Below are 17,234 nucleotides of genomic sequence, written 5' to 3' on the forward strand. Positions count from 1 at the left end.
AGGCGACAACGCCAGTTTTAACTTCACCCTTGTAGACCGTCTTGCCCACCCCCATATTGGGGCGACTGACGCGTGAAGGAATCCAACTTGAGCGAACTTCTCAACCGCCGCCTGGCTCTGCTCGGCGAGCGCGCTAACCTCTCTCTGCTCGAACAGTGCCTTCACGGCATCGAACGTGAATGCCTGCGCGTGACCGGCGAAGGTCGCCTGGCGCAAACGCCGCACCCGGAAGAATTGGGTTCCGCGCTGACCAACGAACAAATCACCACCGACTATTCCGAGTCGCTGCTGGAGTTCATTACCCCGGCCCTGCCAGACCCTGCGGATACGCTGGTGAGCCTGGACAAGATTCATCGTTTTGCCTACAGCAAGCTCGGCAACGAGTTCCTGTGGAGTCCGTCGATGCCGTGCCCGTTGCCGGCCGAGGAAGACATTCCGATTGCCTATTACGGCACCTCCAACATCGGTCAGCTCAAGTACGTCTACCGCAAGGGCCTGGCCTTGCGTTACGGCAAGACCATGCAGTGCATCGCCGGGATTCACTACAACTTTTCCCTGCCGGAAAAGCTCTGGCCATTGCTCAAGGCGTCTGAAGGTTTTGTCGGTACCGACCGCGACTATCAATCGGCGGCCTACATCGCGCTGATCCGTAACTTCCGTCGCTACAGCTGGCTGCTGATGTACCTGTTCGGCGCCTCCCCTGCGCTGGACGCCGGTTTTCTGCGCGGTCGATCGCACCAGTTGGAACAACTGGACCCGGACACCTTGTACCTGCCGTACGCCACCAGCCTGCGCATGAGTGATCTGGGTTACCAGAGCAACGCCCAGGCCGGTTTGACGCCGTGCTACAACGACCTCGCCAGCTACACCGACAGCCTGCGCAAAGCGGTGGCCACACCCTATGCACCGTATGTCGAAATCGGCACGCATCAGGACGGTGAGTGGGTTCAGCTCAACACCAACATTTTGCAGATCGAAAACGAGTACTACTCCAACATCCGGCCCAAACGCGTGACCTACACCGGCGAACGGCCGATTCAGGCGCTGGTGGGCCGTGGCATTCAGTACGTCGAAGTGCGTTGCCTGGACATCAACCCGTTCCTGCCGATGGGCATTGACCTGCCAGAGTCGCGATTCCTCGACGCATTCCTGCTGTATTGCGCGCTGAACGACAGTCCGCTGCTGACCAATACCTCGTGCAGCAACGCCACCTCGAACTTCCTCAGCGTGGTCAAGGAAGGTCGCCGTCCAGGCTTGCAGCTGCAACGCGACGGTCATCCGGTCGACTTGAAAGAATGGGCCGGCGAGTTGCTGGAGAAGATCGCGCCCTTGGCGGCGTTGCTCGATCAGAGCCATGGCGGCGATGCGCACAGCAAAGCGCTGGACGCGCAATTGGCCAAGGTCAAGGATTCGTCCCTGACACCCTCGGCCCAGGTGCTGGCGTCGATGGCTGAGCACAAGGAGAGTTTCTGTCAGTTCTCCCTGCGCCAGAGCCGCGCACATGCGGAGTTTTTCCGTAGCGAGCCTTTGAACAGCGAAGACCAGGCGAAGTTTGAAGAGCGGGCGCGTTCGTCACTGGCTGAACAGGTGGCGCTGGAGCAGAACGAAGTCGGCGATTTCGATGTGTTTGTCGGGGCGTATCAGGCGAGCATTCTGGCGATCAGTAATTAACTTCTGAAGGTCCTGCGGACCTTTTCGCGAGCAAGCTCGCTCCCACAGGGTTTAGCGGTGTTCACATAATTGTGGATACGCCGCGAATCCAATGTGGAAGCGAGCTTGCTCGCGATGACCGCAAAGCGGTCGCTTTTAAATGTTTCCACTCATAAGCTAATGCGAAAAAGTTATTTATTTTTACTTTCTTAGATCATTTAGTCTCCTTTCACGCCGACACTCGGTCGTCTGACAAGGAGCTTTTCCATGAAACTGCACTTCCCCCTACGCCTGCTGGCGGCCGCCTCTTTGGCGGCGGCGAGTTTCTTTGCCCAGGCGGCCGACGTCACTGTTGCCTACCAGACCACCGTTGACCCGGCGAAAGTTGCCCAGGCCGACGGCGCGTACGAAAAAGCTACCCACGTCAAAATCGACTGGCGCAAATTTGACAATGGAGCCGACATCATCGCCGCCATTGCCTCCGGCGACGTGCAGATCGGCTACCTCGGTTCCAGCCCTCTGACGGCTGCAATCACCCGCAAAGTCCCGGTTGAAACCTTCCTGATCGCAACCCAAATCGGCGCAGCAGAAGCACTGGTTGCCCGCGACGGTTCCGGGATCAAGACGCCGCAAGATTTGATCGGCAAGAAAATCGCCGTTCCATTTGTCTCCACCGGTCACTACAGCCTGCTCGCCGCGCTGAAGCACTGGAACATTGACCCGTCGAAAGTCACCGTGCTCAACCTCGCGCCGCCAGCGATCATCGCAGCGTGGAAACGCGGCGACATTGACGCCACTTACGTGTGGGACCCCGCCCTCGGTGTGGCCAAGGAAAACGGCAAGGTGCTGATCACCTCTGGCGAACTGGCCAAGTTCGGCGCTCCAACCTTCGATGCCTGGATCGTGCGCAAAGACTTCGCCGAGAAGCATCCAGAGATTGTTACCGCGTTCGCCAAAGTGACCCTGGATGCCTACGCCGACTACCGCAAAGACCCGAAAGCCTGGCTCGCCAATCAATCCAACGTCGACAAACTGGTGAAGCTCTCGGGTGCCAAGGCCAGCGATATTCCACTGCTGCTGCAAGGCAACGTCTACCCGCTGGCGGCTGATCAGGTGATCACCCTCGGTGCGCCGACCACCAAAGCCATCACCGATACGGCGGCGTTCCTCAAGGAACAGGGCAAGGTCGAGGCGGTACTGCCGGACTATGCGCCGTACGTCAGCGCTAAGTTCATCACCAATTGATCGGGAGTTCATTGCGATGGCTTTGCTACTGCTGGAGCGCATCCGCACACAGTACCCCGGCAACCCCGAACCGGTACTGACGGATATTTCCCTGAGCCTTGGGCCCCGGCAATTACTGGTCGCCCTCGGCCCTTCCGGCAGTGGCAAGACGTCGCTGTTGAACCTGATTGCCGGTTTCGTCGAGCCCAGCGCCGGACGCATCACCCTTGACGGTGTGCCGGTCAAAGGCCCGAGCGCCGAACGCGGCGTGGTGTTCCAGGACGATGCGTTGCTGCCTTGGCAGGACGTGCTGGCCAACGTCGGTTTTGGTCTGGAACTGGCCGGTGTTTCCCGAGACGAACGCGAAATCCGCGCCCGGGAAATGCTGGCGCTGGTCGACCTTTCCGGTTTCGAAAACCGTCGCATCTGGCAGCTCTCGGGCGGTCAGAAGCAGCGTGTAGGACTGGCCCGCGCACTCGCCGCCGACCCTCGTGTATTGCTGATGGACGAGCCTTTCGGCGCGCTCGATGCCTTCACCCGCGAACAGATGCAGGAGCTGCTGCTGCAAGTCTGGCGGCGCACCGCAAAACCGGTGTTCCTGATTACCCACGATATTGAAGAAGCGGTGTTTCTCGCCACGGACCTGATTCTGCTGGCGCCCAACCCCGGGCACATTGTCGAGCGCCTGAGCCTGGACTTCGGTCAGCGTTATGCCGCCGGTGAGTCGGCACGAGCGATCAAATCCGACCCGCTCTTTATCGAAACCCGCGAACACGTGCTCGCCAAAGTGTTCTCCCAACGCAGCGCCGCCCAGCGGCAGGAGCGCGCATGAGCAGCTATGACATTCCCGCTGCTGTGGCGGTGACACCCGGCTCGACGTTGATTCCGCTCCGCCGCCGTCTGAGCACGCGCTGGATCAGTGTGCTGACGCTGGTCGCGCTCATTGTCATTTGGTGGGCCGTCACCGCCACCGGCATGATCGAACCGCTGTTCCTGCCGCCACCGTCCGCTGTGCTGCAAAAAGGCTGGTTGCTGGCAACGACGGGCTACATGGACTCGACGTTGTGGCAGCACTTGGGCGCGAGTCTCAGCCGCATCGGACTGGGCCTGGGTTTCGCGGTGCTGACCGCCGTGCCGGTCGGCATTGCCATCGGTCACAACCGCATTGCGCGGGGCATTCTCGATCCGCTGATCGAGTTCTACCGGCCGATTCCACCGTTGGCCTATCTGCCGCTGATCGTGATCTGGTGCGGCATCGGTGAGCTGTCGAAAGTCTTGCTGATCTACCTCGCGATCTTCGCCCCGATCGCCATCGCCACCGCCACCGGTGTACGCACCGTTGACCCGGCCAGGTTGCGCGCCGCGCAGTCGCTGGGCGCCACCCGGGCGCAACTGATTCGTCATGTGATTCTGCCAAGTGCCTTGCCGGACATTTTGACCGGCGTGCGGATTGGTCTGGGTGTGGGTTGGTCGACACTGGTGGCCGCCGAACTGATCGCTGCCACCAGCGGCTTGGGCTTCATGGTGCAGTCGGCTGCGCAGTTCCTGGTCACCGACGTCGTGGTGCTGGGGATTCTGGTGATTGCACTGATCGCCTTTGCCATGGAGATGGGTCTGCGCGCCCTGCAACGCAAACTCGTGCCCTGGCATGGCCAGGCCCACTGAATGCCCCTGTAGGAGCGAGCTTGCTCGCGAAAGCGGTGTGTCAGACAACGTTGCTTTTACTGATGTGCTTTCGCAAGCAAGCTCGCTTCTACAAACAGCTCGGCGCTCCGGATTGAAGAGAACCACCATGAGCCACCTGACCATTGTCCCTTTAAGCTCCGCCCTCGGCGCACAGATCAGCGGCGTCGACATCAGCCAGCCATTGAACCTGGAACTGCGCGACGCCATTGAGCAGGCGTTGCTCAAGCATCAGGTGTTGTTCTTCCGCGACCAGCCGATCAACCCGCAACAGCAGGCGCATTTCGCCGCCAACTTTGGTGATCTGCACATTCACCCGATCTACCCGAACGTGCCCGAACAACCCGAAGTGTTGATCCTCGACACTGCCGTCACCGACGTGCGCGACAACGCGATCTGGCACACCGACGTGACCTTCCTGCCGACCCCGGCAATGGGCGCGGTGCTTAGTGCAAAATTGCTGCCGGCGTTCGGCGGCGACACGTTGTGGGCCAGCGGAATCGCAGCGTATGAAGCGCTGTCCGTGCCGATGAAAGCATTGCTCGAAGGGCTGACAGCCACTCACGACTTCACCCGCTCGTTCCCGCTGGAACGTTACGGCAATACGCCTGACGCGTTGGCCCAGTGGGAAGAAGCGCGCCGCAAGAATCCGCCGCTGTCACACCCGGTGATTCGCACGCACCCGGTGAGCGGGCGCCGCTCGTTGTTCGTCAACGAAGGCTTCACCTCGAAGATCAATGAGCTGTCGGAGACTGAAAGCGAAGCGATTTTGAAGCTCTTGTTCGCGCATGCGACGCGACCGGAGTTTACGATTCGCTGGCGCTGGCAGAAGGATGACGTCGCGTTCTGGGATAATCGCGTGACACAGCACTATGCCGTGGATGATTACCGGCCGGCGCGGCGGGTGATGCAACGGGCGACGGTGTTGGGGGATGTGCCGTTTTTTCGGTAACCCTGAGTTCTTTACTGTTTGCTATGACCCCATCGCGAGCAAGCTCGCTCCCACATGGGATCTGTGTCGACCACAAATCCTGTGGGAGCGAGCTTGCTCGCGATGGGGCCGGACTGACGCCAGAAGACCCAGCACCGAACGATTACTCCGCGGTCGAAGGCTTCTCCCAAAGATTAATCCCGCCCTCCTGGGCAAACCGGTCAATCTCCGCCAACTCCTGCGCACTAAAGCTCAGATTCTTCAACGCCCCGACGTTCTCGATAATCTGCTCCGGCCGGCTCGCACCAATCAACGCCGAGGTCACCCGCGGATCGCGTAACGTCCACGCCAATGCCAGCTGCGCCAGACTCTGACCACGGCGCTTGGCAATTTCGTTGAGCGCACGCACATGGGCGATGTTGGCTTCAGACAAGTGCGACGCCTGCAACGACTCGCCCCCCGGGCGATTAACCCGCGCATCCGCCGGCACGCCATTAAGGTATTTGTCAGTCAACAACCCCTGAGCCAGCGGCGTAAACGCAATTACGCCGGTGCCCAGCTCATCAGTAACCTCCAGCAGGTCTTTTTCCACCCAGCGATTGAGCAGGTTGTAAGCCGGCTGATGAATCAGCAACGGCACTTTCCACTCTTTCAACAACGCCGCCATCTCGCGGGTTTTTACCCCGGAGTAGGACGAGATCCCGATGTACAGCGCCTTACCCTGCTGCACCGCCGTGGCCAATGCGCTGGCGGTTTCTTCCAGCGGGGTGTCCGGGTCAAAGCGGTGGGAGTAGAAAATGTCCACATAATCCAGACCCAGGCGCTGCAGGCTCTGATCAAGGCTGGCCAGCACATACTTGCGCGAACCACCGCCCTGGCCGTAAGGACCAGCCCACATGTCCCAACCGGCCTTGCTCGAAATAATCAGCTCGTCGCGGTAGTGCTTGAAGTCTTCACGCAGCAACCGGCCGAAGTTGATCTCGGCGCTGCCGTACGGAGGACCATAATTGTTGGCCAGGTCGAAATGGTTGATGCCAAGATCGAACGCCGTGCGCAGCAAGGCGCGCTGGGTGTCGATTGGCGTGCTGTCGCCGAAGTTGTGCCACAGCCCCAGGGACAGCGCCGGCAGCACCAATCCGCTGCGGCCCACGCGGCGGTAGGGGATGGAGTCATAGCGGTTTTCGGCAGCGGTGTAGGTCATCGAATCTTCTCTTGTCTGTCTTGAAGTGGGTATCGACTGTTTCGCAAGTTGCCCAGCATACGCCGGGACAAACGCCGATAAACCTCGGATTCGAGAAAATGCTGAAACGTTTCACGGATTCCGAGTTGATCTGCCCGTGGTGCCTAGAACTGATCCCCGGCGTTTACGCCGATAGTTCACGCAGCGCGGCCGCAGCCAGGAAGCCTGATCTTGAACTGTATCGCTGATCCCGTCTGACCGTCTGGTCGATACGCTCAAGCAATTGCTCAGGCAAAGTGGCGTTGAAGCGTACCGATTTCCCGAAATAAGGCGTGATATCGAACTCGACCACACCCCACACACCGCCCGCGTACTCAGGGTTATCAAGATGAGCATCAATCTCACGCACTGACGGCAGTGGATCACCATCGGCGACCAGGCCCTCATAATGCAAAGCCAGCGCTTCCTTCACGTTTTCGAATGCCTGTGCCACAGTCTCGCCTGCGGAGAAGCAACCCGGCACGTCCGGGATAATCACTCCGTATTCTGAGTCGGCATCCTTGTGCAGAACGACCGGGAATTTCATTTCGGTGAGTCCTTCCTGTGCTATCGCCTCTACGAGGCTTTCGGTTCCGATGTCGGGCCTCATTTCAGGCCCGCCTGTTTCAATATGCTGTTGATCGTTCCTTTGGGAAGATCCGAATCAGGGTGTTTGATCGTCACCCGGCCTGCCTTGTACGAATGCTTGTACTGATGGTGACTACCTTTCACGGCCACCAGATACCAGCCATCCTCCTCGATCATCCTGATCATTTCCCGACTTCGCATCACCTTCGTCCTTGTGGGCAGCAATCTGCTGAACACAGTACGCGACGAATGCAGGCTTAATACACACGATACACACTCTGATAAATATTAGCCCAGTGCAAGGTCGTCTAACCTGCCAGAAGACCAGCGGCTACCGTGCGCTTGCAAACACCTCCCCCAACCAATCCACGAACACCCGAACCCGTGGCGACAGGTGTCGATGAGGACTTCCTGCATCAGCCCCTGGGAAATCTGTGTTTCCATTCGGTAATGCGGGCACTGGATGAGTCCCAGTCCGGCAATCGCCCAGGCGGCATAAATTTCTGCGCCGAACACCGGGATCGAACCCTCGGCGTTGGCCACATCAGCCTTGATCGCTATGGCTTGATGGCCGGCCTGACGCAACGCCACCACTAGCGCCGACGCTTCGGTGGCGCTGTTGGCGTAGTTTGGCGATCACCTGCGCCAGCCCTGCCTACCTGCGCCAGTATGGCGAACCAAAAACCCTTGAAGAGTTGAAGCATCACCGAGCGGTGAACTACGTTTCGCGCAGCACCGCCAAAGTGTTCCCCTTCGAATTCATGGTCGATGGCGAGCTGGACCTTCAACATTCACGCTCGCGGCACCTTCAACACCCTGCGTGAAGCCGCCACGCGCCTGAACAGCGGCGGCCGGATCATCAACTTTTCCAGCAGCACCGTCGGCATGAACCTGCCAGGCTACGCCGTATACATCGCCAGCAAAGCGGCGGTGGAATCCCTGACCCAGGTGTTCGCCAAGGAAATGCGCGGTCGCAACATCACCGTCAACGCTGTAGCGCCAGGGCCGGTGGCCACCGAGCTGTTTTTACATGGAAAAAGTGAAGAGCAGATTCAGAATTTCGCCAAGATGGCGCCGCTGGAACGTTTGGGTCAGCCGGAGGATATTGCTCGCGTGGTGTCGTTTCTGGCGGGGCCGGATTCGGCATGGGTCAATGGGCAGGTTTTGCGGGTTAATGGTGGGTTGGTTTAACTAAGCTCATTAGGTGGTGACCCCATCGCGAGCAAGCTCGCTCCCACAGAAAATGGCGCCGCCCATGTGGGAGCGAGCTTGCTCGCGATAGCGCATTCAAGGCACAGGACATTTCAGATCAGGAGCACTCACCATGCACACCACCATCATCATCACCTTCGGCCTGGTCCTCCTGGCGCTGATGCTGTTCATCGGCGAGAAAATCGGCTTCACCCGCGAGACGCTGGCCTACAGCTTTGTCGCCCTCTGGCTGGCACTGACCTTGATCAACGGCGCGGTCGGCATGGTCAATGCCGGCCAGCCATTGAGCACGGAACTGGTCGTCGGCAGCGCCGTGTTCGGTGTGCCGGTAGCGACGCTGGTGCTGTTCATGGTGCTGACCACCCAAACCTGACGATCAACGCACCAAATGCAAAAACTGCAGGTGTCGCTCGTACTGATCAAGGATGTCGTTGATGATCTGTTCCTTGGTGTACCCCACCAGATCGTAGTCCTGACTGCCCTCGCTCAAATGCACTTCCGCCCGGTAATAACGGCGATTGTTGAGCTCCTTGGAGCCCATGCCGCCACGGGCGAACGACGGCGTGAAATAGCCGCGCATCTGCGCCTGGTAGATGAACGGATGCTGTTCGCCGTGACCGATTTCCAGGCTGACGCTGTCGTTGGCCGGGTCCGGTTGAGTGACCACGTTCAAACCCTTCTCGACGAACACCGCCGAGACTTCTTCAATCGCCGGACGCACCGTCGAATCGAGGAATCGATAGACCTCATCCCGCGATGGAAAATGCACGGCCTGACTCAGACGCTGGCGCCAGCCGCCACGTCGCGAGCCGGACACCGGCGCGAGGGAATGCAACTGCGCAATCTGCTTCTGCGACTCAAGGTAAAACGCCTTGTGCAGCCCCCACATCATCAGCAGCAAGATCATCGAAAACGGTAAAGAGGTCAGCACTACCGCTGACTTCAGCGCCTCGATGCTGCCGGAAAACAACAGCGCACTGGTCACCAGCGCGGTCATCGCGCCCCAGAACACCCGCAGCCATTTCGGCCCGTCTTCATCAGGGTTGCCACCCTTGGCGGACAACGTCGACAGCACCACTGTGCCGGAGTCGGCCGAGGTGACGAAGAACACGAAGCTGATGAACACCGTGACCGCGATCACGGTTTTACTCCACGGGTAGGTTTCGAGCAGCAGGTAGAGGGTCATCGACGGGTTGTCGATGGCCGACATACCGAGCGCGCTCATGCCGTGGTTGAGGACTTGATCGATGGCGCTGTTGCCAAAAATCGACATCCACGCCAGGGTGAAACCGAGCGGAATCAACAGCACGCCGAAGACGAATTCGCGAATGGTGCGACCTCGGGAAATCCGCGCGATAAACAAGCCCACGAACGGCGACCACGCAATCCACCAGGCCCAGTAGAACACCGTCCAGTTGCCCAGCCAGTCGCTGGGTTTGTCGTAGGCGTAGAGGTCGAAACTCTTCATCGGCAAGGCGCCAAGGTAGTCGCCGATGTTCTGGATCAGGGTGTTGAGCAAGTGCTGGGTCGGGCCGGCGAACAACACAAACAGCAGCAGCGCACAGGCCAGCAGCATGTTGATGTCGGACATCACGCGCACACCTTTATCGACGCCCGACACTGCAACGATGATCGCCGCGCCCATCATCAGCGTGATCAGGCCGACCTGAATCCACTGGGTGTGAGCGATGCCGAACAGGTAGTCCAGCCCTGAGTTGAGGTGCAACACGCCAAAGCCCATGTCTGCGCCGAGGCCGAACACCGTGGCGATAATGCCGAAGCCGTCCACCGCATAGCCGATCGGGCCGTTGATGCGTTTGCCGATCAGCGGATAAAGCGCCGAGCGCAAGGCCAACGGCAGGTTATGTCGATACGCGAAGTAAGCCAGCGCCATGCCGACGAAGGCGAACACGCCCCAGCCGTGCAGCCCCCAATGCAGAAACAGAATCTGCATCGCCTGACGTGCGGCGTCTGCCGTGCCGGCCTCACCTTGAGGCGGTTGCGACAAGTGCGTCAGCGGCTCGGACACGCAGAAGAAAAACAGCGTGATGCTGATCCCGGCGGCGAACAACATGCCGGCCCAGGACAGGTAACTGAATTCGGGCTCGTCGTGGTCGGCACCGAGCTTGATCTTGCCGTAGCCGGACAAGGCGGTGACCACCACGAAGACCAGATACAGGGTCATCGCGAGCATGTAATACCAGCCGACCGTATTGGCCGCCCAGTTTTGTGCGGCCAACAGCCAGGCACCGGCCTGCTCAGGCAGGGCGATGACGACGATACCGAACAACAGAATGAAGGTCGCGGCGAAGTAGAACACCGGCGGATTCATGCGGATCAAACCGCTGGCGGGGGTCGTTGATGCACTCATGAAAGGTGCACCTCGAGGGGGTAAAACAGGGCAATCAAAAACGGACTCGGCAAAGGCAAGCCTCCTGTTGTGAACGGGCAGCAAACCAGTGGTTTAACTTGAATGAGCGTTCAATTTAAACATGGATAGGGGGCTAAGGACTAATCGCAGGGCTCGGCGGTGCGTTTTGTGCGCGGGTTCAAGGGAGGGTATGACGTGGGGGTTTGGGGGGATTCGTTTAGTGAGAAACGAGCTAATTGCCATTATTTCGGTTTGACTTGAAATCAATCGCGAGCAAGCTCGCTCCCACAGTGGTTTTCTGTCGTTCGCAGATGTTGTGTCCGACGCAGATCCACTGTGGGAGCGAGCTTGCTCGCGATGGGGACAGGTCAGTCAATGGAGACTCAGAGCCTTACTTCTGCGTCCCGTCATCATGCTGCAAATTGGCCTGAGTCAAGTTGCACCCGGCCGGCACGCTACGGGTCAGCCAGACGTTGCCGCCAATGGTCGAGCCCTTGCCAATGGTGATCCGCCCCAGAATCGTCGCGCCGGCGTAAATCACCACATCGTCTTCAACGATCGGGTGCCGTGGAAGGCCTTTCTGCAACTGGCCATCCTCGTCCGAAGGAAAACGCTTGGCGCCCAGGGTTACCGCCTGATAAATCCGCACCCGCTCGCCGATGATCGCGGTCTCGCCGATCACCACACCCGTCCCGTGATCGATGAAGAAGCTGCGGCCGATCTGCGCGCCAGGGTGGATGTCGATACCCGTCGCCGAGTGCGCGATCTCTGCACTGATCCGCGCCAGCATTGGCAACCCGGCGCGGTACAAATGGTGGGCCAGGCGATGGTGAATCACCGCCAGAATGCCGGGATAGCACAGCAACACTTCATCAACGCTACGGGCCGCCGGGTCGCCGTGATAGGCCGCCAGCACATCGCTGTCCAGCAAACTACGCAACCCCGGCAGTGCGAGGGCAAAGTCCTGAATAATCGAGATTGTCCTGGCTTCGACTTCGGTGTCGGCCTGCGCACTGTGGCGAGCGGCATAGCGCAATTCGAGCCGTGCCTGAGCCAGCAAGGCGTTCAACGCTACATCGAGGGTGTGGCCGACGTAGAAGTCTTCACTTTCCTCACGCAGGTCCACCGGCCCCAGGCGCATCGGGAACAACGCCCCACACAGGGCTTCGAGAATCTGCGCCATGGCGGCGCGGGAAGGTAACTCGCGACCGCCCTGCTCGCCGCTGACCCGGCCGTTTTGTGTACGCCACTGGTCACGCGCCGTGCGCAGTTGGCTGACGATGGTCTGCAATTGCCAATGGCTGGAACGCTCGCTCACGGTAAAAACTCCACATGGGCGGCCGGACTGTCTGGCCGCGCTGACGGCAATTACTTTACGGCAAGGTCTGTAAGCCGAATTAAGAACCAATTGTGCGGCGCTCAACGCTTTTGGCTATAAGCAATTGCCGGTTGCCCACGCATTTAGGCCTGCCTATAGTCCTGACATCTCCCTCCGCCAGTACGGACTCATGATCAAACAACAGCTTGCCCGTTTTAACCGTCTCGATTTGCTTGGCCAGCCCACCGCTCTGGAAAAACTCGAACGCCTCTCGACCTGGCTGGGCCGTGATGTGTACGTTAAACGCGATGATTTGACGCCGCTGGCAATGGGCGGCAACAAGCTGCGCAAACTCGAATACCTGGCCGCCGATGCCCTGGCCCAGGGTGCCGATACATTGATCACGGCGGGCGCGCTTCAATCCAACCACGTACGACAGACCGCCGCCATTGCCGCCAAGCTTGGCTTGGGGTGTGTCGCGCTGCTGGAAAACCCTTTGGGCACCGACGACGCTAACTATGTGGGTAACGGCAATCGGCTGTTGCTCGATCTGTTCGACACCAAGGTCGAGTTGGTGGAAAACCTCGACAACGCCGACGAGCAATTGCAGGCGTTGGCTGTTCGCCTGCGTAACAACGGCAAGAAACCCTACCTTGTGCCGATTGGCGGCTCGAACGCGTTGGGCGCACTGGGTTATGTGCGTGCGGGGCTGGAACTGGCCGAGCAAATCAAGGACACCGGCCTGAAGTTCGCCGCCGTGGTCCTGGCCTCGGGCAGCGCCGGGACTCATAGCGGCCTGGCATTGGCATTGAATGAAGCACTACCGGATTTGCCAGTGATCGGTGTCACGGTTTCCCGTAGCGATGAAGATCAGCGGCCGAAAGTTCAGGGTCTCGCCGAGCGCACTGCCGAACTGCTGGGTGTGAAGCTGCCGGCGAGCTTCAAGGTCGAGTTGTGGGACGAGTATTTCGGCCCGCGCTATGGCGAGCCGAATGCCGGGACATTGTCGGCGGTCAAGCTGCTGGCCAGTCAGGAAGGTTTGCTGCTGGACCCGGTGTACACCGGCAAGGCCATGGCCGGGTTGCTCGACGGCATCGGGCGCGGACGTTTCGATCAAGGGCCGATCATCTTCCTGCACACCGGTGGAGCGCCGGCGTTGTTTGCCTACAAAGATTGGCTGACCGCATAAAGCATTGCTGTGGCGAGGGAGAAAGTGCCCCTCGCCACAGACGATTGCACCAACCATATATTCTCTAAAAGAATAATAAACGTAAAATTTATTATTTTATTATCTAAAAGCCCCAGCATATAGTCACGCCGCAGGCGAATTTGCACAGAGACGCATAAGCTGCTTTAGGGCAGGATATTGCAGTCGTCCAAATCCCGATTTTGCCAACTTTCCTAAAAGCGTCGTCCATAAGAAAACACAGGGGCTTGTCATGAATTTTTCCGCATTACGTCGAAATCTGTTAGTGGGTTCACTAGGCCTGGCACTCAGTGCCGGCCTGTTGGGGCAGGCAGTTGCCGGGGAGCAGCTGCAAAAAATCAAAGACGCTGGCGTAATCAACGTCGGTCTGGAAGGCACTTACCCACCGTTCAGTTTCGTTGATGCCAACGGCAAACTGGATGGCTTCGAAGTCGAGTTCTCCGAAGCGCTGGCCAAAGAGCTGGGCGTGAAGGTCAAACTGCAACCGACCAAATGGGACGGTATCCTCGCGGCACTGGAATCCAAACGCCTCGATGCGGTGATCAACCAGGTCACCATTACCGAAGACCGCAAGAAGAAGTACGACTTCTCCGAGCCGTACACCGTCTCCGGTATTCAGGCGCTGGTTCTGACCAAGAACAAAGACGCCATCAAGACCGCCGATGACCTGGCCGGCAAGAAAGTCGGTGTGGGCCTGGGCACCAACTACGAGCAATGGCTCAAGGACAACCAACCGAAAGCCATCATCAAGACCTACGACGATGATCCGACCAAGTTCCAGGATCTGCGCGTCGGCCGCATCGACGCCATTCTGATCGACCGCCTCGCCGCACTGGAATACGCCAAGAAAGCCAAGGACACTGTCGCCGCCGGCGAAGCGTTCTCCCGCCAGGAAGCCGGCATTGCCCTGCGTAAAGGCGAGCCTGAGCTGCTGGCCGCGGTGAACAAGGCCATCGAAAAGCTGCGTGCCGACGGTACGCTGAAAAAGCTTTCGGAAAAATACTTCAACGCTGACGTCACTAAATAATGGAAGAAGCTTTCCAACTCGCACTGGATTCCGCGCCCTTTCTGCTGAAGGGCGCGTACTACACGGTGATCTTGAGCCTGGGCGGGATGTTCTTCGGCCTGGTGATGGGCTTCGGCCTGGCGTTGATGCGCCTGTCACGCTTCAAGCTGGTGAGCTGGATTGCCCGCATCTACGTGTCGTTCTTTCGCGGCACGCCGTTGCTGGTGCAATTGTTCGTGATCTATTACGGCTTGCCGCAATTGGGCGTCGAACTTGATCCGCTGCCAGCCGCCCTGATCGGCTTCTCGCTGAACATGGCGGCGTATGCCTGCGAAATCCTCCGCGCCGCGATCAGCTCCATCGAGCGTGGTCAGTGGGAGGCTGCCGCGAGTATCGGCATGACCCGTGCCCAGACCTTGCGCCGCGCCATCCTGCCGCAGGCGATGCGTACGGCCCTGCCACCGCTGGGCAACAGCTTCATTTCGCTGGTCAAGGACACAGCGCTGGCCGCCACCATTCAGGTGCCGGAACTGTTCCGTCAGGCGCAATTGATCACTGCACGCACCTTCGAAATCTTCACCATGTATCTGGCCGCCGCGCTGATCTACTGGATTCTTGCCACAGTGCTGTCGCACATGCAAAACCAGTTGGAAGTGCGGGTCAATCGGCACGACCAGGAGTCCTGACCCAATGATTGTCGTGGAAAAACTGACAAAGCAGTTCAAGGGTCAAGTGGTGCTCAACGGCATCGATCTGGAAGTGAAGGAAGGCGAAGTCGTGGCAATCATCGGCCCCAGCGGCTCGGGGAAAACCACATTTCTGCGTTGCCTGAACTTTCTCGAAGAACCCTCCAGCGGCCGGATCAAGGTAGGTGACATCGAGATCGATGGCAGCCGCCCGTTGAACCAGCAGCAGAGCCTGGTGCGGCGTTTACGCCAGCACGTCGGTTTCGTGTTCCAGAACTTCAACCTGTTCCCCCATCGCACTGCCCTGGAAAACGTTATCGAAGGGCCGATCGTGGTGAAAAAGATTCCACGCGCCGAAGCCGTGGCCCTGGGCAAAAAGCTCCTGGCCAAAGTCGGTCTGGCGGGCAAGGAAGACGCTTACCCGCGTCGCCTTTCCGGTGGTCAGCAACAGCGTGTGGCGATTGCCCGGGCGCTGGCCATGGAGCCGGAAGTGATCTTGTTCGATGAACCGACCTCAGCGCTCGACCCGGAGCTGGTGGGGGAGGTGTTGGCGACGATCCGCGGCCTGGCCGAGGAGAAGCGCACCATGGTCATCGTCACCCACGAAATGGGCTTTGCCCGGGACGTGGCGAACCGCGTGGTGTTTTTCGACAAAGGTGTGATCGTCGAGCAAGGCGAAGCCAAGGCGCTGTTTGCAAACCCGAAAGAAGAACGGACGAAGCAGTTTCTCAGCAAATTTATAAATAACGCGCACAACTGAAACATCAATAGTAGCTAACTTCCATGGATGGAAGTCTCCTTTACCCCGCAACAACATCTGCCCCTCACTTAAAACCAATAAATTTTATATATAGCTCTGGCAGTGCGTGCGATACATATATATGTCCTGCAACATACTCTCTCGCCTAGGCCTCCAAAAATGGCCGACCAACAGAGGTCCAAGGTCTTTTCTCAACCCCACGCAAAAGCGCTAAAAACCGCCGTAAAGTTCGACAGATTGCTGCAGCATATTAACTAACAACTGTAGGATATTTCTGAATAACAGAATATCCACCTTTCAACTAACCCACTCTATTGACACTCACTCGAGTGCACTCTTATCTAGTCCCCCACAGGCGCCGACCATCACGTTCATCATTATTCAAACGGGTAAATAGTTAACGGTTCTGTTGCTCGGTAATTCACGCCTTTTGATCTTTCAGAAACGGACTTCGCTGCAAGGCTTCAAGGAGAAACCCCATGACAAGCACCTCGAACAAACCCGAACTGGCGGCGCCAACCCTGGCGCAATCGCACAAGAGCGGCATCAATCTCACCTCGGCGGCTCACCTGCTGATCGACGTGGCGCCCTACCCTGGCATGGATGAAGGCGACCTCATCGAACTGTTCTGGGATAACTGCTACGTGGCCTCCAGAGTGCTGACGAGCCACGATATCGGCCAACCGGTTCAACTGCGTGTGCCAGAGAGCTTCATCGCCAATGGCACCTCGCGCATTCACTACCGGATCATGCAGGTCGGGCACGGGCCGGCTTTATCGGCGACCCGGCGCATACAGATCAAGCTCGACTGTCCAGGCGGCCAGCCCTCTGCACTGTGTGGCGACGAAAACCAGCGCCTGCAACCGGTGAGCATCCCCGAAGCCATTCGACGCCACGGGGTCAATCCGAACCAGATCAAACGCGGTGTTCCGTTGACCATCGAACCGTACCTGAACATGGCGGCCGACGACGAAATCACCCTGCGCTGGGGCGATGTGCGCATGGACCTGCCCCGGTTAAAGCCCGATGACGTGGGCCAGCCGATTCAAGTCTGGGTGCCACCGGCGATTATTCTCGAAGCCGGCGAAGACCTTCGGCTGGAAGTGACGTATTGCATTCTCGACCGGGTGGGCAACAACTCCCGCTGGGCGCCGGCCCGGACGCTAAAAATCGGCGGTGCCAATCCGTATCTGAAAGTACCGTCCAGAGAACAACTCAAGGCCGCCGAACCCCGCAAGCGCTGAGATCCCTGTGTTCGCCTGTAGGAGCGAAGCTTGCTCGCGAAGAACGATAACGCGGTGTGTCAGAACTGACGCCTTCGCGGGCAAGCCTCGCTCCTACAGGGTATGTGTTGCGCCTTCTATCCTTATTCCTAAACG

General features: G+C 58.8%; 16 protein-coding genes and 4 pseudogenes. 13 read left to right on the plus strand and 7 right to left on the minus strand.

Features of this window, described 5'->3' with window-relative positions:
* Positions 1-87 precede the first annotated feature (87 nt).
* The 5 genes from gshA to tauD all read left to right on the plus strand — a co-directional run bounded on the left by gshA (position 88) and on the right by tauD (position 5,509).
* Positions 88-1,671: a glutamate--cysteine ligase gene (gene gshA, locus ACM6IR_RS18665; RefSeq protein WP_414909054.1), complete on the plus strand. Its 1,584-nt coding sequence runs from the start codon at positions 88-90 to the stop codon at positions 1,669-1,671.
* A gap of 246 nt (positions 1,672-1,917) precedes the next feature.
* Entirely contained in the window at positions 1,918-2,895 is a 978-nt protein-coding gene (gene tauA, locus ACM6IR_RS18670; RefSeq protein ID WP_414909055.1) for a taurine ABC transporter substrate-binding protein, read from the plus strand.
* Between the two features lie 16 nt (positions 2,896-2,911).
* On the plus strand, positions 2,912-3,706 hold the full coding sequence (gene tauB, locus ACM6IR_RS18675; RefSeq protein WP_414909056.1) for a taurine ABC transporter ATP-binding subunit: 795 nt from the start codon (positions 2,912-2,914) through the stop codon (positions 3,704-3,706).
* Entirely contained in the window at positions 3,703-4,539 is an 837-nt protein-coding gene (tauC, locus tag ACM6IR_RS18680) for a taurine ABC transporter permease TauC (RefSeq protein WP_414909057.1), read from the plus strand. The genes tauB and tauC overlap by 4 nt, the downstream gene beginning before the upstream one ends.
* Before the next feature lie 127 nt (positions 4,540-4,666).
* Positions 4,667-5,509, plus strand: coding sequence for a taurine dioxygenase (gene tauD, locus ACM6IR_RS18685; RefSeq protein ID WP_414909058.1), 843 nt, complete (start codon positions 4,667-4,669; stop codon positions 5,507-5,509).
* 142 nt (positions 5,510-5,651) lie between these two features.
* On the opposite strand, the gene mgrA is transcribed toward tauD, so the two are convergent.
* The 5 genes and pseudogenes from mgrA to ACM6IR_RS18710 form a co-directional block, all read right to left on the minus strand.
* On the minus strand, positions 5,652-6,689 hold the full coding sequence (gene mgrA, locus ACM6IR_RS18690) for an L-glyceraldehyde 3-phosphate reductase (protein WP_414909059.1): 1,038 nt from the start codon (positions 6,687-6,689) through the stop codon (positions 5,652-5,654).
* A 163-nt stretch (positions 6,690-6,852) separates the two neighbouring features.
* The gene (locus ACM6IR_RS18695; protein WP_414909060.1) at positions 6,853-7,317 is read right to left on the minus strand and encodes a type II toxin-antitoxin system HicB family antitoxin; all 465 of its coding nucleotides are present in this window, start codon (positions 7,315-7,317) and stop codon (positions 6,853-6,855) included.
* Positions 7,314-7,496 carry a type II toxin-antitoxin system HicA family toxin gene (locus ACM6IR_RS18700; protein WP_407013427.1) on the minus strand — a complete coding sequence of 61 codons (183 nt, stop codon included), beginning with the start codon at positions 7,494-7,496 and terminating at the stop codon, positions 7,314-7,316. Before ACM6IR_RS18700 ends, ACM6IR_RS18695 begins: the two co-directional genes overlap by 4 nt.
* Positions 7,497-7,626: 130 nt before the next feature.
* Positions 7,627-7,826, minus strand: a pseudogene (locus tag ACM6IR_RS18705) (LysR family transcriptional regulator); the annotation flags it as partial.
* Positions 7,824-7,925, minus strand: a pseudogene (locus ACM6IR_RS18710) (3-ketoacyl-ACP reductase); the annotation flags it as partial. The pseudogenes ACM6IR_RS18705 and ACM6IR_RS18710, both read right to left, overlap by 3 nt.
* Before the next feature lie 5 nt (positions 7,926-7,930).
* On the opposite strand from ACM6IR_RS18710, the pseudogene ACM6IR_RS18715 reads away from it, so the two are divergent.
* The 3 genes and pseudogenes from ACM6IR_RS18715 to ACM6IR_RS18725 form a co-directional block, all read left to right on the plus strand.
* Positions 7,931-8,074 (plus strand): annotated as a pseudogene (locus ACM6IR_RS18715) (LysR family transcriptional regulator); the annotation flags it as partial.
* Between the two features lie 4 nt (positions 8,075-8,078).
* Positions 8,079-8,486, plus strand: a pseudogene (locus ACM6IR_RS18720) (SDR family oxidoreductase); the annotation flags it as partial.
* Between the two features lie 133 nt (positions 8,487-8,619).
* On the plus strand, positions 8,620-8,880 hold the full coding sequence (locus tag ACM6IR_RS18725; RefSeq protein ID WP_414909061.1) for a hypothetical protein: 261 nt from the start codon (positions 8,620-8,622) through the stop codon (positions 8,878-8,880).
* A 3-nt stretch (positions 8,881-8,883) separates the two neighbouring features.
* Here the strand turns inward: ACM6IR_RS18725 and betT are convergent, their stop codons facing one another.
* Together betT and epsC are read right to left on the minus strand one after the other, a co-directional pair.
* Complete coding sequence (betT, locus tag ACM6IR_RS18730; RefSeq protein ID WP_414909123.1) at positions 8,884-10,839, minus strand: choline transporter BetT; 1,956 nt, start codon at positions 10,837-10,839, stop codon at positions 8,884-8,886.
* Between the two features lie 430 nt (positions 10,840-11,269).
* Positions 11,270-12,196 (minus strand): serine O-acetyltransferase EpsC, encoded by a 927-nt coding sequence (gene epsC, locus ACM6IR_RS18735; protein WP_414909062.1) that lies wholly within the window; start codon positions 12,194-12,196, stop codon positions 11,270-11,272.
* Between the two features lie 190 nt (positions 12,197-12,386).
* On the opposite strand from epsC, the gene ACM6IR_RS18740 reads away from it, so the two are divergent.
* From ACM6IR_RS18740 to ACM6IR_RS18760, 5 genes are all read left to right on the plus strand, one after another.
* Positions 12,387-13,385 carry a D-cysteine desulfhydrase gene (locus tag ACM6IR_RS18740; protein WP_414909063.1) on the plus strand — a complete coding sequence of 333 codons (999 nt, stop codon included), beginning with the start codon at positions 12,387-12,389 and terminating at the stop codon, positions 13,383-13,385.
* Between the two features lie 250 nt (positions 13,386-13,635).
* Complete coding sequence (gene tcyJ / locus ACM6IR_RS18745; RefSeq protein ID WP_414909064.1) at positions 13,636-14,430, plus strand: cystine ABC transporter substrate-binding protein; 795 nt, start codon at positions 13,636-13,638, stop codon at positions 14,428-14,430.
* The gene (gene tcyL, locus ACM6IR_RS18750) at positions 14,430-15,095 is read left to right on the plus strand and encodes a cystine ABC transporter permease (protein ID WP_414909065.1); all 666 of its coding nucleotides are present in this window, start codon (positions 14,430-14,432) and stop codon (positions 15,093-15,095) included. Before tcyJ ends, tcyL begins: the two co-directional genes overlap by 1 nt.
* Positions 15,096-15,099: 4 nt before the next feature.
* The gene (gene tcyN / locus ACM6IR_RS18755; RefSeq protein WP_414909066.1) at positions 15,100-15,855 is read left to right on the plus strand and encodes an L-cystine ABC transporter ATP-binding protein TcyN; all 756 of its coding nucleotides are present in this window, start codon (positions 15,100-15,102) and stop codon (positions 15,853-15,855) included.
* A 479-nt stretch (positions 15,856-16,334) separates the two neighbouring features.
* Entirely contained in the window at positions 16,335-17,099 is a 765-nt protein-coding gene (locus tag ACM6IR_RS18760; protein ID WP_414909067.1) for a hypothetical protein, read from the plus strand.
* Positions 17,100-17,234 lie beyond the last annotated feature (135 nt).

The organism is Pseudomonas sp. IT-P253, from assembly GCF_949768125.1.
Classification (GTDB): Bacteria; Pseudomonadota; Gammaproteobacteria; order Pseudomonadales; family Pseudomonadaceae; genus Aquipseudomonas.

Bases quoted from the DNA above. Each gene is read 5' to 3' on its own strand.
- ACM6IR_RS18740 (WP_414909063.1), top strand. From the start codon at position 12,387: ATGATCAAACAACAGCTTGCCCGTTTTAACCGTCTCGATTTGCTTGGC.
- tcyL (WP_414909065.1), top strand. From the start codon at position 14,430: ATGGAAGAAGCTTTCCAACTCGCACTGGATTCCGCGCCCTTTCTGCTG.
- tauB (WP_414909056.1), top strand. From the start codon at position 2,912: ATGGCTTTGCTACTGCTGGAGCGCATCCGCACACAGTACCCCGGCAAC.
- mgrA (WP_414909059.1), bottom strand. From the start codon at position 6,689: ATGACCTACACCGCTGCCGAAAACCGCTATGACTCCATCCCCTACCGC.
- betT (WP_414909123.1), bottom strand. From the start codon at position 10,839: ATGAATCCGCCGGTGTTCTACTTCGCCGCGACCTTCATTCTGTTGTTC.
- tauC (WP_414909057.1), top strand. From the start codon at position 3,703: ATGAGCAGCTATGACATTCCCGCTGCTGTGGCGGTGACACCCGGCTCG.
- tcyN (WP_414909066.1), top strand. From the start codon at position 15,100: ATGATTGTCGTGGAAAAACTGACAAAGCAGTTCAAGGGTCAAGTGGTG.
- tauA (WP_414909055.1), top strand. From the start codon at position 1,918: ATGAAACTGCACTTCCCCCTACGCCTGCTGGCGGCCGCCTCTTTGGCG.
- ACM6IR_RS18700 (WP_407013427.1), bottom strand. From the start codon at position 7,496: ATGCGAAGTCGGGAAATGATCAGGATGATCGAGGAGGATGGCTGGTAT.
- ACM6IR_RS18695 (WP_414909060.1), bottom strand. From the start codon at position 7,317: ATGAGGCCCGACATCGGAACCGAAAGCCTCGTAGAGGCGATAGCACAG.
- tcyJ (WP_414909064.1), top strand. From the start codon at position 13,636: ATGAATTTTTCCGCATTACGTCGAAATCTGTTAGTGGGTTCACTAGGC.
- tauD (WP_414909058.1), top strand. From the start codon at position 4,667: ATGAGCCACCTGACCATTGTCCCTTTAAGCTCCGCCCTCGGCGCACAG.
- ACM6IR_RS18760 (WP_414909067.1), top strand. From the start codon at position 16,335: ATGACAAGCACCTCGAACAAACCCGAACTGGCGGCGCCAACCCTGGCG.
- ACM6IR_RS18725 (WP_414909061.1), top strand. From the start codon at position 8,620: ATGCACACCACCATCATCATCACCTTCGGCCTGGTCCTCCTGGCGCTG.